This is a genomic window from Labrys okinawensis (assembly GCF_002982075.1).
Classification (GTDB): Bacteria; Pseudomonadota; Alphaproteobacteria; order Rhizobiales; family Labraceae; genus Labrys; species Labrys okinawensis_A.
On sequence record NZ_PUEJ01000013.1, the window covers coordinates 111,766 to 136,528 of the forward strand.

22 protein-coding genes are annotated in these 24,763 nt (G+C 64.9%); 11 read left to right on the forward strand and 11 right to left on the reverse strand.

What is annotated here, in order from left to right:
* Positions 1–18: 18 nt before the first annotated feature.
* The 5 genes from C5L14_RS30160 to C5L14_RS26900 all read right to left on the reverse strand — a co-directional run bounded on the left by C5L14_RS30160 (position 19) and on the right by C5L14_RS26900 (position 5,851).
* On the reverse strand, positions 19–213 hold the full coding sequence (locus C5L14_RS30160) for a hypothetical protein (protein ID WP_146127031.1): 195 nt from the start codon (positions 211–213) through the stop codon (positions 19–21).
* Between the two features lie 133 nt (positions 214–346).
* The gene (locus C5L14_RS26885; protein WP_105865136.1) at positions 347–1,522 is read right to left on the reverse strand and encodes a CaiB/BaiF CoA transferase family protein; all 1,176 of its coding nucleotides are present in this window, start codon (positions 1,520–1,522) and stop codon (positions 347–349) included.
* Positions 1,523–1,565: 43 nt separating this feature from the next.
* Positions 1,566–2,960 carry an amidase gene (locus C5L14_RS26890; protein ID WP_181161349.1) on the reverse strand — a complete coding sequence of 465 codons (1,395 nt, stop codon included), beginning with the start codon at positions 2,958–2,960 and terminating at the stop codon, positions 1,566–1,568.
* Positions 2,961–3,067: 107 nt separating this feature from the next.
* Positions 3,068–4,534, reverse strand: coding sequence for a deoxyribodipyrimidine photo-lyase (locus C5L14_RS26895; RefSeq protein WP_342588437.1), 1,467 nt, complete (start codon positions 4,532–4,534; stop codon positions 3,068–3,070).
* 30 nt (positions 4,535–4,564) lie between these two features.
* On the reverse strand, positions 4,565–5,851 hold the full coding sequence (locus C5L14_RS26900) for a 3-phosphoshikimate 1-carboxyvinyltransferase (RefSeq protein ID WP_105865138.1): 1,287 nt from the start codon (positions 5,849–5,851) through the stop codon (positions 4,565–4,567).
* Between the two features lie 198 nt (positions 5,852–6,049).
* Here C5L14_RS26900 and C5L14_RS26905 point away from each other — a divergent pair, with 198 nt between their 5' ends.
* Positions 6,050–7,273, forward strand: a complete 1,224-nt coding sequence (locus tag C5L14_RS26905) for a TCR/Tet family MFS transporter (protein ID WP_105865139.1) — start codon at positions 6,050–6,052, stop codon at positions 7,271–7,273.
* Here the strand turns inward: C5L14_RS26905 and C5L14_RS26910 are convergent.
* Together C5L14_RS26910 and C5L14_RS26915 are read right to left on the reverse strand one after the other, a co-directional pair.
* Positions 7,270–8,013 (reverse strand): alpha/beta fold hydrolase, encoded by a 744-nt coding sequence (locus C5L14_RS26910; RefSeq protein ID WP_105865140.1) that lies wholly within the window; start codon positions 8,011–8,013, stop codon positions 7,270–7,272. The two genes, C5L14_RS26905 and C5L14_RS26910, sit on opposite strands and share 4 nt — an antisense overlap.
* Before the next feature lie 153 nt (positions 8,014–8,166).
* The gene (locus tag C5L14_RS26915; RefSeq protein ID WP_105865141.1) at positions 8,167–9,696 is read right to left on the reverse strand and encodes a UxaA family hydrolase; all 1,530 of its coding nucleotides are present in this window, start codon (positions 9,694–9,696) and stop codon (positions 8,167–8,169) included.
* A gap of 159 nt (positions 9,697–9,855) precedes the next feature.
* Here C5L14_RS26915 and C5L14_RS26920 point away from each other — a divergent pair, with 159 nt between their 5' ends.
* On the forward strand, positions 9,856–10,572 hold the full coding sequence (locus C5L14_RS26920; protein WP_105865142.1) for a GntR family transcriptional regulator: 717 nt from the start codon (positions 9,856–9,858) through the stop codon (positions 10,570–10,572).
* Positions 10,573–10,583: 11 nt separating this feature from the next.
* On the forward strand, positions 10,584–11,636 hold the full coding sequence (locus C5L14_RS26925; RefSeq protein WP_105865143.1) for an aldo/keto reductase: 1,053 nt from the start codon (positions 10,584–10,586) through the stop codon (positions 11,634–11,636).
* 142 nt (positions 11,637–11,778) lie between these two features.
* Here C5L14_RS26925 and C5L14_RS26930 read toward each other — a convergent pair whose 3' ends face one another.
* Both C5L14_RS26930 and C5L14_RS26935 read right to left on the reverse strand, forming a co-directional pair.
* Positions 11,779–12,681, reverse strand: coding sequence for an EamA family transporter (locus tag C5L14_RS26930; protein WP_245443603.1), 903 nt, complete (start codon positions 12,679–12,681; stop codon positions 11,779–11,781).
* A complete protein-coding gene (locus C5L14_RS26935; protein ID WP_245443604.1) occupies positions 12,678–13,337 on the reverse strand; it encodes a nitroreductase family protein in 660 nt (219 codons plus the stop codon). The genes C5L14_RS26930 and C5L14_RS26935 overlap by 4 nt, the downstream gene beginning before the upstream one ends.
* Before the next feature lie 115 nt (positions 13,338–13,452).
* On the opposite strand from C5L14_RS26935, the gene C5L14_RS26940 reads away from it, so the two are divergent.
* The gene (locus tag C5L14_RS26940) at positions 13,453–14,358 is read left to right on the forward strand and encodes a LysR family transcriptional regulator (protein ID WP_105865144.1); all 906 of its coding nucleotides are present in this window, start codon (positions 13,453–13,455) and stop codon (positions 14,356–14,358) included.
* Positions 14,359–14,382: 24 nt separating this feature from the next.
* Here C5L14_RS26940 and C5L14_RS26945 read toward each other — a convergent pair whose 3' ends face one another.
* Positions 14,383–14,973, reverse strand: coding sequence for a hydrolase (locus tag C5L14_RS26945; protein WP_105865145.1), 591 nt, complete (start codon positions 14,971–14,973; stop codon positions 14,383–14,385).
* 389 nt (positions 14,974–15,362) lie between these two features.
* Between C5L14_RS26945 and C5L14_RS26950 the strand changes: the two genes are divergently transcribed.
* The 7 genes from C5L14_RS26950 (at position 15,363) to C5L14_RS26980 (ending at position 20,989) form a co-directional block, all read left to right on the forward strand.
* Positions 15,363–16,133 carry a GNAT family N-acetyltransferase gene (locus C5L14_RS26950; protein ID WP_105865146.1) on the forward strand — a complete coding sequence of 257 codons (771 nt, stop codon included), beginning with the start codon at positions 15,363–15,365 and terminating at the stop codon, positions 16,131–16,133.
* Between the two features lie 170 nt (positions 16,134–16,303).
* The gene (locus C5L14_RS26955) at positions 16,304–16,606 is read left to right on the forward strand and encodes a DUF2849 domain-containing protein (RefSeq protein ID WP_105865214.1); all 303 of its coding nucleotides are present in this window, start codon (positions 16,304–16,306) and stop codon (positions 16,604–16,606) included.
* Positions 16,606–18,273 carry a nitrite/sulfite reductase gene (locus C5L14_RS26960; RefSeq protein ID WP_105865147.1) on the forward strand — a complete coding sequence of 556 codons (1,668 nt, stop codon included), beginning with the start codon at positions 16,606–16,608 and terminating at the stop codon, positions 18,271–18,273. Before C5L14_RS26955 ends, C5L14_RS26960 begins: the two co-directional genes overlap by 1 nt.
* Entirely contained in the window at positions 18,257–19,024 is a 768-nt protein-coding gene (locus C5L14_RS26965; RefSeq protein ID WP_105865148.1) for a phosphoadenylyl-sulfate reductase, read from the forward strand. Before C5L14_RS26960 ends, C5L14_RS26965 begins: the two co-directional genes overlap by 17 nt.
* A 59-nt stretch (positions 19,025–19,083) precedes the next feature.
* Positions 19,084–19,584 (forward strand): DUF934 domain-containing protein, encoded by a 501-nt coding sequence (locus C5L14_RS26970; protein WP_105865149.1) that lies wholly within the window; start codon positions 19,084–19,086, stop codon positions 19,582–19,584.
* A 110-nt stretch (positions 19,585–19,694) separates the two neighbouring features.
* Entirely contained in the window at positions 19,695–20,045 is a 351-nt protein-coding gene (locus tag C5L14_RS26975) for a hypothetical protein (protein ID WP_105865150.1), read from the forward strand.
* Positions 20,046–20,161: 116 nt separating this feature from the next.
* Complete coding sequence (locus C5L14_RS26980; protein ID WP_105865151.1) at positions 20,162–20,989, forward strand: class I SAM-dependent methyltransferase; 828 nt, start codon at positions 20,162–20,164, stop codon at positions 20,987–20,989.
* A 45-nt stretch (positions 20,990–21,034) separates the two neighbouring features.
* On the opposite strand, the gene C5L14_RS26985 is transcribed toward C5L14_RS26980, so the two are convergent.
* A complete protein-coding gene (locus C5L14_RS26985; RefSeq protein ID WP_181161350.1) occupies positions 21,035–24,469 on the reverse strand; it encodes a DUF3971 domain-containing protein in 3,435 nt (1,144 codons plus the stop codon).
* Positions 24,470–24,763: the final 294 nt, after the last annotated feature.

Sequence of the window (24,763 nt, forward strand, 5' to 3'; positions counted from 1 at the left end):
GCAGCTAATACGGTTCACTTAAGCAGGAACCGCTCCGAATTTGTCATAGTCGGGCTTGACCCGGCTACCCAGAAGCCGCACGGACGAACCGTCGGGGAGCTGGATTGCCGGGCCAAGCCCGGCAATGACAAAGGTCGAGCACCCCGAAACGCTTAAGTGAACTGCATTGGCTCCAGCAGCGGCCTTTTTGCTCCATGCATCGAACTTACGCATGGCCTTGAACCCGGATGAGCGCGACGTCGGTGTGCCGACCTCCTCAGCTCCATCAAGAGATGGAGGGGGATCGGATTTCCTTGTCGGCACAGGTTCCGAGAATGTCGATCTGGAGATCGGCACCCCAATCCCTCTAAGTCTTCGGCAGGTCCGGGCTCGCCGTGCGTGCCACCATCGGTTTGCCATCGATCAGGATGGGCGTGCGCACGGAAGGAATGGAACCGCCCTTCACGCCTGGATGCGGCAGGTCGACGATCATGCCGCGATGGGTGGCCTGGGGATCATGCAGGGCATCGGCGACCGAATTGATCGGGCCGGCCGGCACGCCGACCTTTTCCAATGATGCCAGCAGATCCGCCTTGGTGCGTCGCCCGGTCAATCCGGCGATCAGGGCCGCCAGGGTGTCGCGGTTGCGGACCCGATCCTTGTTGGTGAGATAATCGGGGTGGGCTGCGAGATCCTGGATGTTGAGCACGCCGCAGAGCTTGACGAACTGGCTGTCATTGCCGCAGGCGATGATGATGTGGCCGTCGCTGGCCGGAAACACCTGATAGGGCACGATGTTGGGATGGGCATTGCCCATGCGCGTCGGGCTCTTGCCGGAGGCGAGATAGTTCATCGCCTGGTTGGCGAGCACGGAGAGCTGCACGTCGAACAGCGACATGTCGACATGCCCGCCCAGCCCCGTCATCTCGCGCCGCCGCAGAGCCGCCTGCACGCCGACTACCGCATAGACTCCGGTGAAGACGTCCGCGAAGGCGACGCCGATCTTCTGCGGTTCGCCTTGGGGATCGCCGGTGAGATCCATGATGCCGCCCATGCCCTGGATCATGAAGTCATAGCCTGCCCTGGAGGCATACGGACCATCCTGTCCAAATCCCGTGACTGAGCATGTCACCAGGCGCGGATTGATCGCCTTCAGGCTTTCGTGGTCGAGCCCGTATTTCTTGAGACCGCCGACCTTGAAATTCTCCAGCACGACATCGGCGTCGCGCACGAGGGCGCGGACCTGGTCGGCCCCTTCGGCCGTCTCGAAATTAAGCGCAAGCGAGCGCTTTCCCCGGTTGCAGGAATGGAAATAGGCCGCACCGAGATTCTCGCCGTCTTCCGTGGTGATGAAGGGCGGGCCCCAGGTGCGGGTATCGTCGCCCTGCCCCGGCCGCTCCACCTTGATGACCTCGGCGCCGAGATCGGCGAGGAGCTGCCCGGCCCAGGGTCCGGCCAGAATGCGGGCGAGTTCGAGGACGCGCACGCCATGGAGCGGCTTGGGCGGATTATGGGCGGGAAGGTCCGACAGAGGTGTCCACATGATGGCGACAGGGGCTTTCGTGTAAAAAATTCGGGGGAATGCGTCAGGCGGCGGCCGGGAAGGTGGGAGGCCGCAGCCCCTCGATCCATTTGGCCAACGCCAGCACGCCGCGGTCGTCATGGCGATGGCCGACGATCTGCACGCCGGCCGGCATGCCGCTGGCGCCGAGGCCCATCGGCACTGAAATGACCGGACATGAACTGGTCAGGTTGAAATGGCCGGTCATGTCGACCGACTTGAAACGGCCGTCGGGCAGGATCTCGTCACGCTCGCGCCGGGCGGGATCGGCAAAGGGCGCGGTCGTGCAGGTGGTGGGGCACAAAAGGGCATCGTATCCCCTGAGCACTTCGGCAAAAGCCCGCCACAGAGCGGTGCGACGGTGCTCGATGGCTCTCAGCTTGACGGCATCGAGCTTGCGGCCGGCCTCGATTAGCGCGACCACGTTCGGATCGAGATCGCCCCGATGCCCTTCGAGGAGATGCCCGACATCGCCCGCAAAGCAATAGGCCCACAGATCCTCCCAATCGAGGACCGATTGCACGCTGAACGGGGTCTTCACCCAGGCTACCTCGGCACCGGACCGGGCGAGATCGTCGACGAGCCGGTGGAACAGGTCGGCAACCTCGTCCGAGATCGCATGGGTGTCGAGATCGAGCGAAACGGCAAGGCGCGGGCGGGCCGGCGCCGGCGCGACGGGAAATGCCGGTGGCAGGGCCGGCAGGGACAGGGCGTCCGCGTCATCCGGTCCTTCGCTGACCGCCAGGAACAGGGCGGCGTCATCGACGAAACGCGCCAGCGGCCCGAAATGGGCGAGCGTGTCATATTGCGTGCGCAGGATATCCATCGGGATACGCCCGAAGCTCGGCTTCAGCCCGACCACACCGCAGAGCGAAGCGGGAATGCGCACCGAACCGCCCATGTCGGTGCCTTCGGCCAGCATCACGCAGCCGGCGGCGACCGCTGCCCCCGAGCCACCCGAAGAGCCGCCCGCGCTGAACTCGGTATTCCAGGGATTGCGGGTGATGCCCCACAGGGGGCTCTGGGTATGGCCGGAATAGGCGAATTCCGGCGTGGTGGTATGGCCGACAATCACGGCTCCGGCCGCCTTCAGGCGACGCACGATCACCGGATCACGCTCGGCGACGTGGTCGCGAAAGACCTTCGAGCCGAAAGTCGTCAGCTTGCCGGCGATGGGGGTGAAATCCTTGATGCCGATCGGCACGCCGCACAGGGCCAGTCCCGCCCGCTCGGCAAGAGGCAGCGCGTCGACGCGGGCGGCCTGCTCGCGCGCCTCTTCGGCATAGATCTCGGTGAAGCAATTGATCCGCGGTTGCGCCAGGGTCGACCGGGCCAGGCTGGCCTCGACGGCTTCGAGCGCGGACGCCTTGCCGTTCCGGATCGCTTCGGCCAGTGCAACCGCGCTGTTCAATTCCGCCATGGCTCCCCCCTCAGACTCAACGGGCCTCAACCTAGCGGCAGAAACCTTATCGCGGTAGGGGCTGCGACGTCGCTGCTGGCCATGGTCCTGGCCTTCGCCATCGAGCCTTAGCTGCGCAGCGAACGCCATGCCCCCAGCGCCCTTTCGCGAGCGATCTTGTGATCGACGATGGGAAGGGGATAGGTCTTGCCGAGGCGGATGCCGGCCGCATCGAGCTGTGCGGACGAGGCTGTCCAGGGGCGGTGAACGAGGGGAGCGGGCAGGCGTCCGAGCTCCGGCAGCCACCTCTTCACGAAGCGCCCCTCCGGATCGAAGTTCTCGCCCTGGGTCACCGGATTGAAGATGCGGAAATAGGGCGCGGCATCGGCGCCCGACCCGGCCACCCATTGCCAGCTCGCCGGATTGTTGGCCGGATCGGCATCGACCAGGGTCTCCCAGAACCAGCGCTCCCCGTCCCGCCAATCGATCAGCAGATGCTTGACCAGAAAGGAGGCCACGATCATGCGGGCGCGGTTGTGCATCCATCCGGTTGCCCACAACTGACGCATGGCGGCGTCGACGACGGGATAGCCGGTCATGCCCTGCTTCCAGGCGGCGAGATCCTGGCTGTCCCGGCGCCAGGGCATGGCGTCGAATTCCGGCTGGAGATTGCGCTCGTGCAAAGGCGAACAGTGATAGAGCAGGGAATAGGAAAATTCGCGCCAGCCGAGTTCCGATTTGAACTTCTCGATGTCGCGATCGCCGGCCGCCATGCCGCCATCCTGCCGCACCGACAGGGCATGCCAAAGTTGCCGTGCGGATACATTGCCGGCGCGCAGGTAGGGCGATAGCCGCGATGTCGTCCTGCCATCGAGACGATCGCGATTGTCGGCATAGCCGGCCAAATCCTCGTCGAGGAAGTCCTGCAGGCAGGCAAGCCCCGCCGCCTCCCCGCGCCTCCAGTCCCCACGCATCGCCGCGGCCCAATCGGGGCGCTGCGGATCAGGCTCGAGGCCGGTTGGATAGTCAAAGCGCCGAGCGAACGCTTCCGGAAGCGGCGTAAAGGCGCATGCGGCCGGCGCCGGCAGGGGCGGATCGACGACGCCCTGCCGGTGGGCCTGCCAAAAGGCTCCGAAGACGCGATAGGGCGCGCCCGACTGGGAAGAAACCGTCCAGGGTTCCCGCAGGAGCGAGCCGTTGGAGCTATGCGTCTCGACACCGCGAGCGCGCAGGCTGGCCTTGATTCCCGTATCGAGATCCCGGCCGGCGGGATCATAGCGCCGGTTCCAGTAGACGGCGCTGGCGCCGAGATTGTCCACAGTCGTAGACAGGATTTCCTCGGCCGCGCCGGCAAGGACGTGCAGCTGCCCGCCTCTTTCACGAAGGTCCGTATCCAGCGCTGCAAGCGAGCCGTGCAGCCACCAGAGAGCTGCACCTTCCGGCCGCCGTCCTTCACCCGCCGGTTCGTGGATATAGAGGCAAAGCACGGGAACGCCGGCCTGGCAGGCGGCATGCAAGGCAGGATTGTCGCGCAGGCGCAGATCGTCACGAAACCAGACGATCACAGGCTTGTGCGCGGGAGAAGCCGTCATCATCACACCACTGCCCCCCGCCTCAGCCTGCTTTCACGCGCGGCTCTCCTCCAGTTGCACCCCGAGCGAGGCCAGCGCCTGCCAATAGCCAGGATAGGTCTTGGCGACACAGCTCGGATCCTGGATGGAGATGCCATGGATCTTCAGCCCGGCCAGCGCAAAGCTCATGGCGATGCGATGATCGGCATAGCTGTCGATCGAAGCCGGCAGCGTCTGGCCCGCCAGGCCGGGATCGGAGGCGACGATGAGATCGTCGCCCTCCTCGCGGGCGAGATCGGGGCGGATGCGGGTCAGACCGTCGGCAAGCGCCGACACCCGGTCGCATTCCTTGACACGCAGATTGGCGATGCCGGTGAAGCGCACGGGCGTCTGATTGAAGGCGGCCAGAACGGCCAGCGTCGGCACCGCATCCTGCATCTGGGAACCGTCGATCACCGGCGGCAGATGCGGAAAAGCCGCGATCAGGGCATGGGCTTTGGCGTCCGGCTGGGTGAAGGCTTCGGCGGGAACGCCGAGGTCGATGGCGCCCCCCGTCAGCACCTCGGCGGCCCACAGATAGGTCGCGGCAGAGGCGTCCGGCTCGATCAGATAGTCGGTGGCGCGATAGCCGGTCGGGGCCACGCGCCAGGTGCGGGCATCAGGCCGCTCGATCTCGGCCGCGAAAGCCCGCATGGTTGCGAGGGTCAGGTCGATATAGCCGCGGGCGCCGATCTCCTCGCCCTCCTTGCCCCCCGCCAGCACGATGTCCACGGGCTCCGTGCCGCAGGCGGACGCCATCAGCAGAGCGGAGACATATTGGCTCGACAGTCCCGCATCGATCTCGACGCGCCCTGCCCCGAAACTGCCCTTGCCATGCACGGTGACCGGCGGGCACCCCGTCGGCGCCTCGGCTGCGATGCCAAGCGCTCCGAGTGCCGCAACCAGCGGTGCGATCGGGCGCTTGCGCATATGGGCATCGCCATCCACCACGACGTCACCGTCGACCAGGGCCGCGGCGGCGGCCAGGAAGCGGGTGGCTGTTCCGGCATTGCCGAGGAAGAGCGGCGCCGCCGGTTTCATCAGGCGGCCGGAACTGATGACGGTGAAGCTGGTCGCGTCGGGCTCCTCGACGGTCACGCCCATGGCCTGCAGCGCCACCGCCATATAGCGGGTGTCGTCGCTCTTCAGCGCCCCCGTGAGGCGGCTGGTGCCCTTGGCCAGCGCCGCCACCAGCAGAGCCCGGTTGGTGATCGACTTGGAGCCCGGCGGCACCACGCGCCCACGCAGCGGATGATCCGGCGGGATCACCGTGGTCAGATCTCCGCTCCAATCCGTCGACATCCTCTATTCCTTCATTCCAAGAGCAAGGCGCGTCCGCAACGGGCCGACAGACGCTATCGCGCCCTCTCTACGATTGTTGCGCGATTGCGCCAAGCGAGAACCAATCCCGTCTCCGCGGCTTCGCCGATTGCACGCCGCGGCTGCGGCCGGCTAGAAGGACAACCTGCGGAGGATCTGGTATTTCAGATAGGGTGGCCCATGACGGAATCGAAGACCAGCCCTCACGCCCTCACCTTCGTTCTTGTCACCGTGCTGATCGACATGATCGGCCTCGGCATCATCATTCCCGTGTTGCCGCGCCTGATCGAGGACGTCGCCCATGTCGAAATCGCCCAGGCCTCGGTGATCGGCGGCTGGCTGTTCGTGGCCTATTCGGCCATGCAGTTCCTGTTCGGCCCGATCCTCGGCAATCTCTCCGATGCGCACGGGCGCAGACCGATTCTGCTGCTCTCCATCGGGGGCCTCGGCATCGACTATCTGCTGACCGCCTTCGCCCCGACCATCGCCTGGCTCTTCCTCGGACGGCTGATCGCCGGCATTTGCGGGGCCTCCTACAGCGCGGCGAATGCTTTCATTGCCGACATCACCAAGCCCGAGGAGCGCGCCAAGGCCTTCGGCATGATCGGCGCAGCCTTCGGTGTCGGCTTCGCCTTGGGTCCGGCCCTGGGAGGCCTGCTTGCCGGGCTGGGCCCGCGGGCGCCCTTCTTCGCCGCGGCGGCCCTGTCGATCGCCAATCTCGTCTATGGCTATTTCGTGCTGCCGGAGACCTTGCCGCCCGAAAAGCGCCGCCCCTTCTCGCTGTCCCGCGCCAATCCGCTCGGCACCCTGATCGCCTTTCGCCACCACCCCTTCCTGCTCGGCGCCGGGCTGGTGCTGTTCCTGCATTTCCTGGCCAACAATGTCTACCCGGCCATCTGGGCCTACTACACGATCTACCGCTATGGCTGGAGCGAGTTCGATGTCGGCCTGTCGCTGGCGGCCTTCGGTGTGATCACCGGGATCGTGCAGGGCGGCCTGGTCGGCGCCATCATCCGGCTTCTCGGCGAATGGCGGACCGCCGCCATCTGCCTGGCGCTCGAGGCGGCCGTGCTGGTCGCCTATGGCCTGGCCAACAAGGGCTGGATGATCTACGCGCTGCTTGGCTTCTCCAGCCTTGCCGGCATTGCCATGCCAGCCATCAACGCCATGATGTCGCATCAGGTCGACGACGATGCTCAGGGCGAGTTGCAGGGCGCGATCTCCGGCCTGATGGGCATTACCGCCATTCTGAGCCCGGCCATGGCGACCCAGCTTTTCGGCCTGTTCGCCGGCAAGCAAGCCGTGATCGAACTGCCCGGCGCGCCCTTCTTCGCCGCGGCGATCATCGCGGCTCTTGCCTTGTTGGCTTTCCTCGCGGTGCCGGAGAAACGGCCGGCATCCTAGCCATCCGGCCTGAGCCAGGCCCTGACGGCCCGCGCCCCCTCGGGCGCGTGCTCATAGACGACGCTGTTGTGATTGCCCGCGGTCCAGATCATCTCGACGCCATGGCGCTCGGCGAAGACCTTCATATGGCGCCCGCGGATATCGTCGCGGCCGCACCACATCAGCACCGGCGCCCGGCCCGACAGCAAGGCCTCCGCCAGGCCATCCATTTCGGCGAGCGCATCCCAGCTGGCACGAAGGCCCGGCTCGTCCTCGGGCGTCACCCAGGAGACCAGATGCGGCACGAAGGCCCGCGCCAGTTCGAGGGCCTGTTCGAAAAGCAACGGCCCCTCGAAACCCGGCGGAAAGGCCGCTGCGACGCCCTTCACCGGGTCCCAGCCACCGAGCGTCAGGGATTGGAGGCGATCGGGCCAGTGCCTCGCCATGCCGGCCGCAGTCCACGCCCCCATCGAATGCCCGATGACATCCGCCCTCTCGATGCCGAGGGCATCCATCACAGACGCCACCTTGCCGGCCTGGTCTTTGAGGCGGTAGGCGGCGGGATCAGCCGGCTTGTCGCTCTGGCCATGGCCGAGCGCATCCACCAGCACCACCATGTGATCGGCCAGAAACGCTTCGGCGAAGCCGCCCTCGAGCCAGCATCGGGAACTCAGCAAATGCCCATGCAGGAGAACGACGGGTAGACCGGCACCGAGTGTCTGATAATGCGTGCGATGACCGTTATGGGAGATGAAGGGCATGGCAGAAGTCTTTGATCAGAGAACGGCTCGGCACTTGTCATACCCGGGCTTGTTCCGGGTATCCAGGGGCGGCCACGCGCCGGCCTGAAGCGTTGGATTGCCGGGTCAAGCCCGGCAATAACAAGTGGCGTACAATCCGGGCCGCTTCCGAAACTACATCGTCGCGCCAACCTGCCAGGGCACGAACTCGTTGGAACCGTAGCCGAGTTCTTCCGACTTGGACTTTTCGCCCGAGGCGACGGCCAGGATCTTGTCGAAAATCTCCTTGCCCTTCTCCTCGATCGAGACGCCCTCCAGCACGTCGCCGCAATTGATGTCCATGTCGTCCTGCATGCGGCGATAGATGTCGGAATTGGTGGCGAGCTTGATCGACGGCGTCGGCTTGCAGCCATAGGCCGAGCCACGGCCGGTGGTGAAACACAGGACATTGGCACCGCCGGCGACCTGCCCGGTGGCCGAGACGGGATCGTAGCCGGGCGTGTCCATGAAGACGAAGCCCTTCTCCTTCACGGGTTCGGCATATTCATAGACGGCGGTCAGCGTCGTCGTGCCGCCCTTGGCCGCGGCGCCGAGAGATTTCTCCAGAATGGTGGTCAGGCCACCGGCCTTGTTGCCGGGAGACGGGTTGTTGTCCATCGAGCCATTGTTTTTGGCCGTATATTCTTCCCACCACTTGATGCGCTCGACCAGCTTCTCGCCGACTTCGCGGCTGGCGGCGCGGCGGGTCAGCAGGTGCTCGGCGCCGTAAATCTCAGGCGTTTCGGAAAGAATGGCCGTGCCGCCATGATGCACCAGCAGGTCGGCGGCGGCGCCGAGAGCGGGATTGGCGGAGATGCCGGAATAGCCGTCCGAACCGCCGCATTGAAGCGCCAGGATCAGCTCGGAAGCGGGAATCGTCTCGCGCCTGGCCTGGTTTGCGAGCGGGAGCATCGCCTTGATACGCTCCATGCCCTGCTCGATGGTCTTGCGCGTGCCGCCGGTATCCTGGATCGTCATGGTCTGGAAATGATCGCCCTCCACGATGCCGTATTCGCTCTTCATGCGGCCGATCTGGAACACCTCGCAGCCCAGGCCCACCAGCAGCACGGCGGCGATGTTGGGATTGGAGGCATAGCCCCACTGCGTGCGCTTCATGATCTCGAAGCCCTCGCCCTTGTCGGCCATGCCGCAGCCGGTGCCGTGCACGAAAGGCACCACGCCGTCGATATTGGGATAGTCGGCCAGGATGCCGGACTGGTTGAAGGCATCCGCCATGAAACGGGCCACCGAGGCCGAGCAGTTCACGCTGGTGAGGATGGCGACATAGTTGCGCGTGCCCGCCTTGCCGTTGGGGCGGCGATAGCCCTGGAAAGTCGCCTGCTGATCGAGCGGCAGAATGGCTTCCTGCTGGGCATCCTCGGCGAAAGCATAATCGCGCTCGAAGGCATGGAACTCGCAATTATGCGAATGGACGTGCGAACCCGGTACGATCGGCTGAGAAGCGAAGCCGATGATCTGGCCGAACTTGACGATCGGCTCGCCCTCGCCGATCGGCGCGACGGCGATCTTGTGCCCCTTGGGCACGCGCTGCAGCGCCGCCACACCCTCGACCTCCGCCCCGGGCTCGATCACGTCGATGGCGACGAGCACATTGTCCCTGGCATTGAGGCGCAAGGTCCGGGCGGTTTTGGGAACGATCTGCATGACGACATCCAGTTGAAAAGGAGCTGTAGCGTTTTGCGATTTGACGGAACCACCAAGAATCGCAAAGACGCGTCGAAACAAGGAGCTAGAGAAAAGTGCGGTTCGGAGAAACCGCGCTTTGCTCTAGGCAAAGCCAACGGGCATTGCTAACATGTTAGCATGTCAGACGTTGCGGTCAAAGCCTCTTATGCCTTTCTCGAGCCGCTCGGCCTCACGGGCCGCGGCGGCACGACGGAGCGCGTGCTGGCCGTATTGAGGGAAGCCATCATCGGCTTCGAGCTCGCGCCGGGCGAGGATATCGACAAATCAGCCCTCTGCGAGAGACTGGGTGTATCGCGTTTTCCCGTTTCCGAAGCCCTGGCCCGCCTGCAGGGCGAAGGCCTGGTGGAGATCCTGCCGCAGCGCGGCACCCGCGTCTCGCGCATCCGGCTCGCCGAGGTGCGCCAAAGCATGTTCATCCGCCGCGCCCTGGAGGCGCAGGCGGTTCGCAGCCTGGCCCTTGACCATGACGACAGGCTGCTGCCGACGCTCGAGCGCAATCTGCGTTACCAAGAGGCTGCGGCCGAGGCCGGCGACCGTCGCGGCTTTCACCTGCTCGACCTCGAATTCCATCTCACTCTGCTCGACGCCCTCGGCTTTGCCCGCGTCAAGGCGGCCGTCGAGGCAGCCCGCGCCAATCTCGACCGCGTCCGCCGGCTGCTCTCCTCACCCCGGCACATAGCCCTCACTTTGGTCGACCACCAGGCCATCGTCACGGCCCTGCGGTCCGGTGACGCCGATGCCGCGGCCAGCGCCATGGAGGCGCATCTCGATTCCGTCATCACGGAACTGGTGGCCTTTGCCGCCGAAAACCCCACCTTGTTCGAAGACCTGTGAAGAGAGAGGCCATGACCAACAAATTGCCCGACAGCAAATTCGCCATCCGCAAGCACACCAGCCGTTCCGGCGCGGTAATTCCCTTTACCGAACTCGGATTCGGCACCGCCCCGCTCGGCAATCTCTACCGCGCCCTCGACGAGGATGTCGCCGCCCTTACCGTCAATGCGGCCTGGGGCGCCGGCATCCGCTATTTCGACACCGCACCGCTCTATGGCCTCGGCCTCGCCGAGACGCGCCTCAACCCCCTGCTGCGCCGGCGCAAGCGCGAGGACTACGTCCTCTCCACCAAGATCGGGCGCCTGCTCAAGGTGGTGCCGCCGGATCAGCGCACCGGCATCGGCAAGTTCTTCGACACGCCGTCCCGCCGTGAGGTCTACGACTATTCCTATGATGGGGTGATGCGCTCGGTGGAATTCTCGCTGGAGCGCCTGGGCATCGACACCATCGACGTGCTGCTCGCCCACGATGTCGACATCTTCACCCATGGTTCGAAAGAGGCTTCCGACCAGCGCATCAAGGAGTTGATGGAGGGCGGCTATCGCGCGCTCGAGCAGTTGCGCAGCGAAGGCACGGTCAAGGCGATCGGCGCCGGCATCAATGAATGGCAGGTGGCCGAGACCCTGGCCCGCGCCGGCGATTTCGACGTCTTCCTGCTGGCCGGCCGCTATACACTGCTCGAACAGGAAGCCCTCACCAGCTTCCTGCCCTATTGCGCCGACAAGAAGATCGGCATCGTGCTGGGCGGCCCTTACAATTCCGGCATCCTGGCGACGGGCCCGCGCCCGGGTGCGTTCTACAATTACGATCCGGCGCCACCCGCAATCCTCGACCGCGTCGCCAGGATCGAGCGGGTCTGCGCCTCCCATCACGTCAAGCTGGTCGAGGCCGCGCTGAAATTCCCGCTCGGCCATCCCCAGGTGGTTTCCGTCATTCCCGGCGGCCAGTCGCCCCAGGAAGTCACCCGCAACGCCGAGATCATGGGCGCCAAGATCCCCGCGGCACTGTGGGACGACCTCAAGAGCGAAGGCCTGCTGCGCGAGGACGCGCCGGTGCCGGCCTGACCGGCGCGGTCATCCCGTGCGCGATGCAGCATGAAATGCTGCTTCGCAGACACGGGACCGCTCACCAAATCCGGTACTACGACGCGGTCCCGCATCTGCATCGCACCACTTCGTGCTGCAATGCGTGCGGGATGACCTTTCCCTACTTCCCAGCTCCGGCCTGGACCTTCTGGCTCAGCCAGACGCTGCCGATCACCATCGCCATGCCGAGCAACTGCAGCAGGGTGAGCGACTGGCCGAGCAGGCCCCAGCCCAATACCACGGCGGTCAATGGGCTGAGGAAACTCAGGGACGCCACGGCCGAGGGGCCGAGCCGGGCGATGCCGCGGAACCAGAGCATATAGGTCAGCGCCGCGCCGATCAGGGCAAGGTAGGCAAAGCCTGCCATGTTCTGCGGGCTGAGCGCCGGCAAAGGCGGTTCGAGCCAGAAAGCCACGGGGATCAGCAACAGGCCTCCCGCCGTGAGCTGCCAGGCCGTGAAGGCCAGCGTCGAGACAGGCGGCTGCCAGCGCCGGCTCATCACCGTCCCCAGCGCCAGGGAGACCGCTCCGGCCAAGCCCGCGATGATGCCGATTGGATCCAGCACCACGCTCCTGGGCGCGATCAGCAGCAAGGCGACACCGACAAGGCCGGCCAGCGCCGCCGCGATCGCCGCCAGCCGCACCGGCGTGCCCAGCACGGCACGTGTCAGGAAGATCACGATCAAGGGCTGGATGGCGCCAATGGTCGCAGCCACGCCGCCCGGCAGCCGATAGGCCGCGATGAACAGCATTGTCAGGAAGAAGGCTATATTCAGGGCGCCCAGGACCACGACCCGCCACCACCACTGTCCCGCCGGCAATTGCCGCACCAGCGCCAGCAGCAGCAGGCCGGCGGGGAGCGCCCTCAGCATCGCCACGGTGATGGGGTAGCCAGGCGGCAGGAGCTGAGTGGTGACGATATAGGTGCTGCCCCATACCGCCGGCGCGATTGCCGTGAGCAGCACGTCGAAAGAACGGCCATAGCCCATGATGCCGCCCGGGGAAGCCTGACTGAGACTGCTCATGACAGCACCATCACCTCTTCCAGCGGCCGCCTCGGCTTCTGGGGCCAGTTGCCGCCAGCCGCCAGACCGACGGCGACCAGCATCACCGGAATCTCTTCCGGTCGGAGGCCGAATTCCTCCCTGACCGCCTGGGGGTCGAAGCCCGTCATCGGTGCCGAGGCAAGGCCCGATGCGGACGCAGCCAGGATCAGCGTGGCGGCTGCGAGGCTGGCGGAACGGATCGCCTCGTCGCGTTCGGCTTGGGGGTTGCCCTTAAACTGCCGGCGGACCGCCTCCACCCAGCCTTCCGCCATGCCCTCGGGCATCAGGCCCGCCTCGACCGACGGGCGCAGCCTTGCGCCGAGATCGACGCTGCCGGGTAAGGTGCCGCAGACGATGAAGGTGACGGCCGCCTCGCTCACCTTGGCCTGGCCATAGGCGGCTTCACGCAGGCGGGCCTTGGCTTGCGCCCCGCGCACCGCGATGAAGCGCCAGTTCTGCAGATTGTAGGCGGACGGCGCCAGCGTCGCCAGCCTGACCAGTTCGCCGATCTCGTGTTCGGACAGGACATGTGAAGGATCGAAATGATTGGCCGACATCCGGTCTTCGATGGTCGATTTCCAATGCGCCTCGATCAGCGAGGCCTCGGCAACGGGGCTCTTGGCGAGAAAGGTCACGGCACACCTGCATCATGGGATCGCATCCGCGATCGAGGCCATGATTTTATGCAGCCACCACCAAGTGATAATATGCCATCAGATTACGATATTCACTACCACAGGTGTTCAATCGATGGATCAATTGACGGCTTTCAAGGCTTTTCGCCAGGCGGTCGAGCGTGGCAGCTTTGCCGAGGCGGCCCGGGCCCTCGGGCTGTCGCCGGCAGCGGTCAGCAAGAATATCGGCGAACTCGAGGCGCATCTTTCGGTGCGCCTGTTCAACCGCACCACCCGCCGCATGAGCCTCACCGAAGCGGGCTCGCTCTATTATGAACGCGTACGCCAGATTCTCGACGATATCGACGATGCCGGCGCCTCCATCGGAGCCCTCATGCTGGCGCCGACCGGGCTCCTGCGTGTCAGTGCCCCCATGACCATGGCTCTCAGGCATCTCACCCCTGCCCTGCCGGCCTTTCTCGAGGCCAATCCCGGCCTGTCGCTGGACCTCAACATGGACGACCGCCGGATCGACATCGTGAGGGAAGGCTATGACGTCGCCATTCGCGGCAGCGATATCCTGGAGGATTCCAGCCTCGTCGCCCGCAAATTGATGGCGGTTCCTCACATCGTCTGCGCGGCTCCGTCCTATTTCGCGCGAACGGGCCTGCCCTCCGCTCCTGACGATCTGCGCCAGCATAATTGCGTGCAGTTCAGCCTGTCGGGTCACGTCAATCACTGGACCTTCGCCAAGAACGGAGAAACCGTCGGCGTGCCGATCAAGGGACGCTACAAGGTGACATCGAGCGTGGCGGTGCGCGAGGCGCTGCTGGCCGGCTTCGGCCTCAGCCTCATTCCTCTCACCTATGTGGAAGAAGATCTGCGCGCCGGCCGCCTGCAACAGGCGCTGGTGGACTGGACTGGAGTGGAGACCGCGATCTTTGCCATCTACCCCTCCAAGCGCCATCTCGTGCCCAAGGTCCGGGTATTCCTGGATTTTATCGTCGAGCAGTTCTCCCGCCCGGCTTTGCTCGATAATTGAGGATGGATGGCGATACCCAGCCCCTCAATCCCTCATCGCTTCCTTGAGGGCATCGATGATCACCCCGCTCGACCGAATGCGGGCGACGCGCGGCAGGACGTGGTCGATCGAGAAGCGATGCATCTCCGCCGTCATGCTGCTGGTGGCGTCCTCGGCCACGATCGCGGCATAGTTGCTGGCAAAGGCATCGCGCACCGTCGCCTCGACGCCAAAATTGGTGGCGATACCGCTGATGATGACAGTGTCGACGCCGCGCCGACGCAGCTGCAAATCCAGTTCCGTGCCATAAAAGGCGCTCCATTGGCGCTTGGTGATCACCACATCGGCCTTCGACGGGTTGATTCTCGCATCGAAGGCAACCGCTTCGGCAGGCATTTTGTCCTCCGGCAGGATCATGGGCGCATCCACGGGAACCTTCACCACATCCCCATAGCCATCGGAAAAAGCCACCCTCACCAGGATGACCGTGCCGCCCGCCTTGCGCAGCGCCTTGCCGATTCGCAAAGACCGCTCGACGACATCCCCGCCCGAATGCGGCGCCACCGGCCGGCCGACGATCCAATTCTGGAGATCGATCATCACGAGGGCGGTATGGCGGGGTTCCAGACGCAACATGGCAAGCTCCGATAAACGTCAATGCGCTGGAACAAAGCGCGTTCACGACCGAACGCCCGTCTGCTCCTGCTCCTTGTTTCCAAGCCAATCCGACGAATTGGCTCGAGCGTCTTTGCGATTCCAGACGAGTTCGTTCAACCGCTCGACACTTAGGGCACCGCGAGGTGCCGGCGGAACGCGTCGTCAGTCATGGCCTTGCTACTATCCATGACTCACGACACGTCCGGGGTAGCCAGCCTTGTAGGGGCAGCCTGCCGCAAAGCTCAAGTCGACCAACCGGTCAAGCCTGGGCTACAAAAGGATAGGTGGTCCGGCGTGGAGACAAGCGCCTCATCGGCGATCTACGCGGCGGGCGACCCAGGTTTCAACGAGCAGGCAGTGCATCAACCATGGCGGACAACAAGGACGTGCTGGCGCGGCGGGTGGAAGAGGCATGCCTGAACGGCTGGCCAGCCTTGAAGACGGTATGGCTCGACGGCTGGCTGCTGCGCTTCTCGCATGGGTATACCAAGCGGGCCAACTCCATCAGCCTGCTCTGGCCCGGCGCGCGACAGCCGGGAGAGCAGATTCGCTCAGCCGAGGCATTTTACACCCACCATGGCCTGCCCACCATCTTTCGCCTGTCGAGCGTATCGTCGCAGGATATCGGCACCGCCTTGGACGAGGCCGGATACGGACCGGGCGAAGATGAGAGCTGCGTGCTCTACCGCGACCTCGCTGCCGCACCGCCCTATGGTGAGCACGGCGTAGCCTTCGTGCAGCCGAGTCTTGACGACAGCTGGTTCGAGGCCCACGCACGGCTTCAGAAATTCTCCCCGGCGACTGCCGCTCATGCCCGAGCCCTGTTCGGCGCCGTCGCCGTTCCGGCCGGCTATGCAGTGTCGCCGGCCGAGGACGGCCGCCCCGCCGCCCTCGCCTTCGGTGCGGCGCACGATGGCATCGTCTGCATCAACGCGGTGGCGACCGATCCCGCCTTCAGGCGCCGGGGCCATGCCTACAATGCGGTCAGCGCCCTGCTTGCCTGGGCTCGCGACGAGCAGGGTGCGAAAGGGGCCTGCCTGCCCGTGGTTGCAGGCAACGATGCCGGCCGGTCTCTCTACCGCTCGCTCGCCTTTTCTACAGAAATCAGCCGTTATTCCTATCGCCGGAAGGTTGCATGACCGCCGGGCAGCCTTGTCCAGGATGCATGCCTTTTTAGCCATCGCATTGATCGATATATCGAATTTTCGCGACCACTTTAATTTACGTTATTTTTATGTATTGAAATCTATTTGACAAATTGCGCGCGAGAACCGATATCGTGGACGAATTCCAAAAAGGGGTTTTCGTCATGCCGCTCGCTATCACAGCCAACCGCCTCAGGGATGGGCGCGTGGTGTTCCGCACCCCCAGCGGCAGCTGGTCGCTCGACGTGGCCGACAGCGCCATCGAACCCGATCAGGCCACCGCCGATGCGATCCTTGCCAGCGTCAACGCCGCCGCCAATGAGCAGGACGTCGTCGAGATCTACGCCGTCGAGCTCGACGTCAGCGGCGAGAGGCCCCGTCCCGCCAAGCTGCGCGAAGCCATCCGGGCGCTGGGCCCGACCATCGCCTATCTGCCCAAGACCGAACTCGCCGAGGCTGCCGAATAATGGGTGCCCTCTACCGTTATGACGAATTCGACCACGCCTTCGTGAATGCGCGCGTCGCCGAGTTTCGCGACCAGGTGCAGCGCCGCATCAAGGGCGACATCACCGAGGAGGAGTTCAAGTCTCTTCGGCTGATGAACGGCGTCTATCTCCAGCTGCATGCCTATATGCTGCGCATTGCCGTGCCCTATGGCACGCTCTCTTCCAAGCAGTTGCGCACCCTCGCGACCATCGGCCGCCGCTGGGACCGTCATTACGGCCATTTCACCACCCGCCAGAACCTGCAGTTCAACTGGATCGCCCTCAAGGACGTGCCGGATGTGCTGCAGGCCCTCGCCGATGTCGAGATGCATGCCATCCAGACCTCCGGCAATTGCATGCGCAACGTCACGGCCGACCATTTCGCCGGCGCCGCCGCTGACGAGGTCGCCGATCCGCGCGTCTATGCCGAGATCATGCGCCAGTGGTCGACGGCCCATCCGGAGCTGTCCTATCTGCCGCGCAAGTTCAAGGTCGCCATCACCGGCGCCGAGGAAGACCGGGCCGCGGTCAAGGTCCACGACATCGGCTACCAGATCGTGCGCAACGAGGCTGGCGAGATCGGCTTCCGCGTCTTCGTCGGCGGCGGCCAGGGCCGCACCCCCATGGTCGGCAAGGCCCTGCGCGATTTCCTGCCCGAAGCGGATCTCCTCACCTACACCGAGGCGATCATGCGCGTGTACAATCTCGAGGGCCGTCGCGACAACAAGTACAAGGCGCGCATCAAGATCCTCGTTCACGAAAAGGGTCTCGATTCCATCCGCGAGGAAGTCGAAGCCGAGTTCGAACGGATCCGTGACGGCGCCCTCAAGCTGACGCCGGATTCGGTGGCGGCGATGCAGCAATATTTCGTCGCCGGCCCGTTCGAGACGATCGGCCAGACGCCGGTCTTCGACAAGGCCAAGGCGAAGGATGCCGATTTCGCACACTGGGTGTCGGTGAACGTCCATGCCCACAAGCAGCCGGGCTATGGCATCGCCACCATCTCGCTCAAGCCGATCGGCGGCATTCCCGGCGATGCGTCCTCCGACCAGATGGACCTGGTGGCCGATCTCGCCGACCGCTATTCGCTGGGCGAGATCCGCATCAGCCATCTCCAGAATCTCGTGCTGCCGCATGTGAAGCTCGACGACCTGCCGGCGCTGTTCGCGGCCCTGCAGGACGCGGGCCTCGCCACCGCCAATGAAGGGCTGATCACCGACATCATCGCCTGCCCGGGCCTCGACTACTGCTCGCTTGCCAATGCTCGCGCCATTCCGATTGCGCAGGGCCTGTCCGAGCGTTTCGGTTCGCCCGCACGCCAGGCGGAAATCGGCAGCCTGCCGATCAAGATCTCCGGCTGCATCAATGCCTGCGGCCATCATCACGTCGCGGCGATCGGCATTCTCGGCGTCGACCGCAAGGGCGTGGAAAACTACCAGATCACGTTGGGCGGCTCGGCCCGCGAGGATTGTTCGATCGGTGAACTCGTCGGCCCCGGCTTCGGCGCCGACGGCATCGTCGACGCGGTCGAGAAGGTGGTCGACACCTATCTGGGCCTGCGTCTCTCCCCACAGGAAACATTCCTGGAGGCGGTGCGCCGTGTCGGCCTGCCGCCCTTCAAGGAGGCACTCTATGGACAGCGTGCTTGATCTTTCGGTCGCTTCCGTGAACCTCGATTTGGCCAACCCAGCCATCGATCCGGAAGCGCAGGCGCTCGCCCTGGCGGCGCAATATCACAATGCCGATGCGCAGACCGTGCTGCGCGCGGCGCTGTCGCTCTACAAGGACGGCATCGCCCTGGTGTCGAGCTTCGGCGCTGAATCGGCTGCCCTCCTCCACATGGTGGCGGAAATCGACCGTGCCACGCCGGTGATCTTCCTCGATACCGGCCGGCTGTTCAGCCAGACCCTGCTCTATCGCAACGAACTCGCCCGCCGGCTCGGCCTCACAGACCTGCGCACGGCCTCGCCTCGCCAGGCGCTGGTGCAACAGGAAGACTCCGACCGGCTGCTGGCCTACAGCAATCCGGACATGTGCTGCTGGATCCGCAAGGTCGACCCGCTCGACACCGCGCTTGAGCCCTTCTCGGCTTGGATCACCGGCCGCAAGCGCCATCAGGCTTCGACTCGCGCGGCCCTGCAATATTTCGAGGCGGATGCCGGACGCATCAAGGTCAATCCGTTGGCGGACTGGACCTCCAAGGACGTGACGGACTATCTCGAACGCCACGACCTGCCGCCGCATCCCCTGGTCGCCGAGGGCTACCCCTCGATCGGCTGCATGCCCTGCACCAGCCGCGTCGCCGAAGGCGAGGATGCCCGCGCCGGACGCTGGCGCGGCAAGTCCAAGGTCGAATGCGGCATTCATGTTTCGCCTGAAAAGGCTGGAAGTGGTATCTAAGAGATAGCTTCCATACAGTTGAGAAGCCTGCGCTTTGCGTGGGGATTTAGGAGACGCGCGTGCCCCTCTGGAAGAACGGCCAATTCGAGGCTGACATCTATAAGCTGGCCGGAGACGAAGAGGCCCTGCCGGACGGGGCCGTCATCGTCTCGCTGAAGCGCTTCCTGGCAGAAAGGGACAGTCTTGCCACCCGCAACGCCCCGGTCGGTGTGGTGCTGCAGCCGGCCGATGACATCGAGCTGCTGGCCGATGCCTTGCCGAATCTGCCGCTGCTGGCCCTCGCCTTTCCCAAATTCGGCGACGGCCGGGCCTTCTCCCTGGCACGTATCGCGCGGGAACGTTATGGCTTCGCCGGCGAGCTCCGGGCCGTCGGCGACATCCTGTTCGACCGCATCGCCTATATGATCCGCTGCGGCTTCGACGCCCTTGACATCAGCAACGGCCCGACGATCGCCGCGCTCGAGGCCGGCAAGGTGCCAGTCTCGCATACGCGCTACCAGCCGACCGGCGGCGACGGAGCACAGCCCGACAAGCTCAAGCCCTGGCGCCGGCTCGGATAGCAAAGACGTCGCGGCGCGGGAGGCTGTCCGCCCTCGTAACGATCATCTGCAACCATCAAGCTTGCCCTGGACGGTGTATCGGCCCAAACTAACCGGGAATCGGAGGCTGCATGCTCTCATTCCAGGTGATGTTCATTCGGGCCATGTCTTCGGTCCTCGAAACCAGCCAGGCCAGCGCCGTCACCATCGGCCATCGTATGCCCATCCTGGCGACGCTGCCATTCTGGCCCCACCCCGACAATCTGATAGAAGCCAGCCGCATGGTGACCGAGAAGTTCGAGGCCCTTGCGGAAGGTGCGGTCGCGGCAACGGACGAAATGGCGCAACTGGGGCTGCGCGCCGCCTTCGGCGAGGCCGATGCGCGTGACCTGGCTTCCGGCCTGATGTCCGTCGCCGTCGCGGCAGCCCGTCCGGCTGAGCGGCGGGTACGGGCCAATGCCAGACGCCTCTCGCGGCATTGACGCCGTGCGCTCCGCAGATAATCGAATCGGAAGGATCTTCATCCCCGGCGGAAAGGGATGACGGAGCACTTGTTTGCGAACAATTCCCAGGCGGCTTGCTCTAGCGTACGCGGACCATGGAAAAGATTTCTCTGAGCCAGGAGAAGGAAACCCTTCTCATCACCCTCTACGCCAAGGGTGAGGAAAGCCGCCTGCCGGACTCGCTCTTGCAGGACCGTTTCGCGGCTTCTGCGGTCGATCGGATCGATTACGACTTCTCGCGCCTCGGCATCAATCGCGACATGATGATCGGGCTGGCGATGCGTGCCCACATCCTGGACAACTGGGCCCGCGCCTTCCTCGCTTTTCACCCCGAGGCGATCGTGCTGCATCTGGGCTGCGGCTTGGACTCGCGCGTCTTCCGCATCGATCCGCCAGCCACCGTGCGCTGGTTCGACGTCGACTATCCCGAAGTCATCGAACTCAGGCGGCGGCTCTATCCCGAGCGCGCGGGCTACCAATTGATCGGATCATCCGTCACCGATCCCGCCTGGCTCGAGGCCATTGCGCCTGAAGGCCGCCCGGCTCTGATCCTTGCCGAAGGCATGTTTCCCTATCTGCCGGCCGACCAGGCCATCCCCCTGCTCGACCGGCTGGCCAGCCATTTTCACAATGGCGAGATCGCCTTCGATGCCTATAACAGCCTCGGCCTGCGCATGATCCGCAAGCAGCCTTCGGTGCGCGCCACCGGTGCGCAGCTGAACTGGAGCCTTGGCGACCCCCATGACATCGAGCGGCAGGTCCCACGGCTCAAGCTCATGCAGGAATTGCTCGCTTACGACAGCCAGGGTTACGACCCGGCGCAGATCGCCAGAATGTCGCGCTCGGCCCGCCTGGCCGTCTGGCTATTCAAGGCCATTCCCGCCCTCGGCCGGGTTGGCCGGCTGCTGCGCTACAGGTTCTGACCGGCGCGAGCCGCGGGAGACCGCACGGCAGGCGACCCGAAACCCTCAATTCGACTGCTTCTGGAACTCGAAGATCTTGCGCAGGAAGCCCGGCGCAATCGCCGAGAGCGGATTGACCGTGAGGACTGGCGCGTTGACCCGCCCCGACACCTTGAAGTTGATGGCGAACAGGCCGCCATATTGACCGCCGCTGAGCAACCCGCCGATGAGCGGTATCTTGGAGAAGATGTTGTTCAGGGCATAAGCAGGCACGAAGGTGCCGGTGAGGTTGACCCTGTCGGTGCCGTAGTCGAGGTCTCCCGATAGGCTGACGCCGACATCCGGGCCCCAGACGACCGAATCCAGGATGCCGATCCGCGAAGCAGTCCGGGTGAAGGCGAGTTCGAGCCTGGTGAACTGGGCGGAATCGCCGCTGCCGGGCGCGTAGGAGGAGAGCTTGCCCGCATTCTTCAACGTGTCGCGGTATTGTCCCAGGGCCGTCTCGTTCTCCACCGCGAAGCTGCGCATCACAAGGCGGCCACGCATATTGTCGATCACCGGCGAGAAGCGGGCGCCGAGCGCGCCGCCGCGCAGGCGGGTATAGAGATCCAGGAAGCGCATGACGGCGCCGGCATTGGTGGACTGGACCGTGACCAGATTGCCGCTGCGCCCCTCATTGCCCAGCGAGGCGGTGACCTGGCCATTGGCTAGCCTGCCGCTGAGATCGAGCTTGCGGATCGTCGTCCCCTTGCTGTCCAGCAACAGGCCGAGATCGGCGACGCTCTCGTCATTGAAGCCGACCACCTGGCCGATCCGGATATCGGCATTGATGCTGGTGCTCGCACTGCTCCCCTTGGCGCGCTTCTGCAGCATCGACAGCAGCGGGCGAGCATCGAGCCGATTGCCACGCACGAAGACCTTCCAGCCATTGCCGAGCGGCTCGAAAACGCCCTGGAAATCATCGCCCGGCGACAGGCTGATCATATCCATCATCGCCTTGCGAAGCTTGTTGTCCGGGCCGATCGTCACGGTGCCGCGCAGCGAGACGGGCCCGCTCTCCACCGTCAGCTTGTCGAGCGTGCCGCCGCCCTTGTCGGCTGGGTCCCAACTGAAGCTGATCCGGCCCGGGGCGCCGGCCGGCTTCTGCCAGCCCGGCAACAGGTCCTTGATGCGCACCGCCGCCAGATCGATATCCACGTCGTAGCGAGGGTCACGCGGATCGGCGACCGGATGGATGTCGGCCTGGATCGGTCCCGTCAGCGCGTCGCCGAAATCGAAGCCCTTACGCTTTCGCGTCGCCTCGTCCAGGATGACGCTGAGGGCCATTTGCGGCTCCTGGCCCTCGGCCTTGCGCAGGTCGAAATTGGCCGGCAGCCCATCGAACACGCCCTTGCCGGTGAGCAGCATCAACCCCGGCTCGAGCGAGAGCTTCATCGTGCCGTTCTGCAGGCTGCTGCCGGCAACATGGTCGATCGACATTTCCTGCACGCCGCCCGTGATCGCGTATTTGATGTCCTCGGGGCGAGGATGGTCGATCAGAGGCAGGTCGAGCTTGACCTTGAGATCCGCGGTGCCGTTGACCTCGTCGGGACGAATATCCAGGCCCTTGGCGGCCTCGGCCAGCGGCGGCATGGTCATCAGCTTGGCCACGGCCTGCGCCGGGCCCTTCACCCCGAAGACCGCGGACTGGTTCGGCGGTTTCAGAGCGAAATCGCTGATCGAATAGGTGCCATCCGCCAGGGAGAGCGTACCGGTGTCGCCGGTCTCGACGGACGCGCTGTCGACATGGACACTAAGACGGCGGCCGGAGAAATCCACCCTGCCCTCGACCTCGCTGATCGGCGGCAGCGTATCGACGATCTGGACGATGCCTTTCGACATCGGGACGGAACCCGAAAGCGCTTCGTCGGGCAAGGGCGGCGTCTTGCCATTGACCGATGCCAGCGCCCCTTGCGGAATTGCGAGCTTGAGCGTTGCTCCGTCGACGATACCGGCCTTGATATGATCCTCCAGCCAGATCTTGATCTCCGGCACCGAGAAGACGGGCCATACCCGGTTCAACGCCACCGCCGACAGGGTCCTGGCTTTCGCCGTCAGGTCGATCGCGGGGGTCTTGCCGCCGAAGCCGATCGCACCGCTGAAATCGATGGCGACCGTCGGCCCCTGCACCTCGCCCTTGTCCAGGCTGAGGCGATTGGTGGCGGGATCATAGCGCCCGCTAAGGCCGATGCGGTCGAGTTTCAGCGGTGGCCGCTCCTCGCGGCGGCTCGCCAGAAGCACGTCCGGCGCCTGCAGATCGTAAGTCCACACCGGCCCTGTCGCCTCGGAAGGCGGAACGACCTTTCCCTTGAAATCCAGGATGCCCTCGCCCGACTTGACCATCGCCTGGCCGATCTGAATGGCGCCGGCGGCCTTGTCCCAGTTCAGGCTGACCTGAGCGCCATCGAACACGAAGGGAGGCTCCTTCGGCTCGACATTCCAGCTGCCGCCGGCACTGGCGATGTTGACCTGCGCCATCTCAACCGAACCATCCGGATTGATGCTGGCACGAGCCAGCACATCGAAGGAGGCCTTGACCGATGGCTGCTCGACACCCGGCGCCAGAGCCGCCACGAGTTCTGTGACCCCGATATTGCTGGCCTTGATGTCGATCGAGCGCGGCTCGCCGTCGCCGCCTTCCGTGGTGGCGTTGATGGAGCCTCCCGCGGCGGCCAGAGCCACCGACAGGCCACCGGCGGCGGCGGTACGGCGGACGGTCAGGTCGATACCGCGATGGACGACGTCGTGCCCGATCGCCTGGTCGTGCACCGCCAGCGCGGCGTCACGCAGCTCGACCCTGTCGATCGAGCCGACCGAGGCGATCATCGTGTCGAAGCCGTTGAGAACCGCGGCAAGCGACAGGGCCCCTCCCGCGGGGGGCGCCGTGCTGTCGACCCCGGCCTGGAGCGTGAACCGGCCGTCGATGCTGACATTGACGGTCGCCGCCGCGCCCTCGACCACGATCGAACGTGCGTTGACGTTGCCGAGCAGCAGCGACGTCAGATCGAAACCGGCATAGATACGCGGTGCCGAGGCTATCACGACGTCATGCTCGCTGACGGTCACGCCACGGATCATCGCGACCAGCCCTTCCGGACGCCGTTCGATCGCCACATCGTTCAGGCTGAGACGATAGCCCGGCGGCAATTTGGCGGCGATGGCCTGGTGCACCGTCTGGGTGATGAAGGGCAGTGACAGCGGGCCGTTGCCGAGCCGCCAGTAAAAGATGCCGATAGCCGCCCCGACCACCACCGCTGCCGTAGCAGCCACGGACACGGCGCTGCGCAACAGCACCCGGCCGCTGCCACGCCGTGGCCGGGCCGGCGGCTGTTCGACAGGGTCTGTCGGTAGTTCTTCCGCGGCATAGTCGTATGGCAATTGCTCCGCAGCGGTCTCCAAGGCCGCCGCCTCATCGGGGGCAGCCGTCGATTCATGCACTGCGTTCTGTGCGTCCCTCGCCATCAACGATTCGCCAGCCTCTTGCGATAAATCCTTCATGCCCCACGGCAATGCCGGTGAGATGATGGCCTCACCCAGGTTGCCGTACCGTTAAGGAGACGCAGTAGGATGAAGATGCAAATTGTTGAGATAAGCCGATAATTCCGAATCGTCTTATCCGCGGATACGCTGGGCAAACACGCATCGGACCTTCCCGTCGCGAGAGACGGGTGCCCGGATGCAGAACGGCCTGGACCGCGCCTGTCCCGAAACATACACGATTGTGCTCTGACGTACCATTTTGCCGAAAGGAAGGCA

Coding starts and splice junctions, on each gene's coding strand:
- C5L14_RS30160 (WP_146127031.1), bottom strand. CDS start 213: ATGCGTAAGTTCGATGCATGGAGCAAAAAGGCCGCTGCTGGAGCCAAT.
- C5L14_RS26885 (WP_105865136.1), bottom strand. CDS start 1,522: ATGTGGACACCTCTGTCGGACCTTCCCGCCCATAATCCGCCCAAGCCG.
- C5L14_RS26890 (WP_181161349.1), bottom strand. CDS start 2,960: ATGGCGGAATTGAACAGCGCGGTTGCACTGGCCGAAGCGATCCGGAAC.
- C5L14_RS26895 (WP_342588437.1), bottom strand. CDS start 4,534: ATGATGACGGCTTCTCCCGCGCACAAGCCTGTGATCGTCTGGTTTCGT.
- C5L14_RS26900 (WP_105865138.1), bottom strand. CDS start 5,851: ATGTCGACGGATTGGAGCGGAGATCTGACCACGGTGATCCCGCCGGAT.
- C5L14_RS26905 (WP_105865139.1), top strand. CDS start 6,050: ATGACGGAATCGAAGACCAGCCCTCACGCCCTCACCTTCGTTCTTGTC.
- C5L14_RS26910 (WP_105865140.1), bottom strand. CDS start 8,013: ATGCCCTTCATCTCCCATAACGGTCATCGCACGCATTATCAGACACTC.
- C5L14_RS26915 (WP_105865141.1), bottom strand. CDS start 9,696: ATGCAGATCGTTCCCAAAACCGCCCGGACCTTGCGCCTCAATGCCAGG.
- C5L14_RS26920 (WP_105865142.1), top strand. CDS start 9,856: ATGTCAGACGTTGCGGTCAAAGCCTCTTATGCCTTTCTCGAGCCGCTC.
- C5L14_RS26925 (WP_105865143.1), top strand. CDS start 10,584: ATGACCAACAAATTGCCCGACAGCAAATTCGCCATCCGCAAGCACACC.
- C5L14_RS26930 (WP_245443603.1), bottom strand. CDS start 12,681: ATGAGCAGTCTCAGTCAGGCTTCCCCGGGCGGCATCATGGGCTATGGC.
- C5L14_RS26940 (WP_105865144.1), top strand. CDS start 13,453: ATGGATCAATTGACGGCTTTCAAGGCTTTTCGCCAGGCGGTCGAGCGT.
- C5L14_RS26945 (WP_105865145.1), bottom strand. CDS start 14,973: ATGTTGCGTCTGGAACCCCGCCATACCGCCCTCGTGATGATCGATCTC.
- C5L14_RS26950 (WP_105865146.1), top strand. CDS start 15,363: ATGGCGGACAACAAGGACGTGCTGGCGCGGCGGGTGGAAGAGGCATGC.
- C5L14_RS26955 (WP_105865214.1), top strand. CDS start 16,304: ATGCCGCTCGCTATCACAGCCAACCGCCTCAGGGATGGGCGCGTGGTG.
- C5L14_RS26960 (WP_105865147.1), top strand. CDS start 16,606: ATGGGTGCCCTCTACCGTTATGACGAATTCGACCACGCCTTCGTGAAT.
- C5L14_RS26965 (WP_105865148.1), top strand. CDS start 18,257: ATGGACAGCGTGCTTGATCTTTCGGTCGCTTCCGTGAACCTCGATTTG.
- C5L14_RS26975 (WP_105865150.1), top strand. CDS start 19,695: ATGCTCTCATTCCAGGTGATGTTCATTCGGGCCATGTCTTCGGTCCTC.
- C5L14_RS26980 (WP_105865151.1), top strand. CDS start 20,162: ATGGAAAAGATTTCTCTGAGCCAGGAGAAGGAAACCCTTCTCATCACC.
- C5L14_RS26985 (WP_181161350.1), bottom strand. CDS start 24,469: ATGGCGAGGGACGCACAGAACGCAGTGCATGAATCGACGGCTGCCCCC.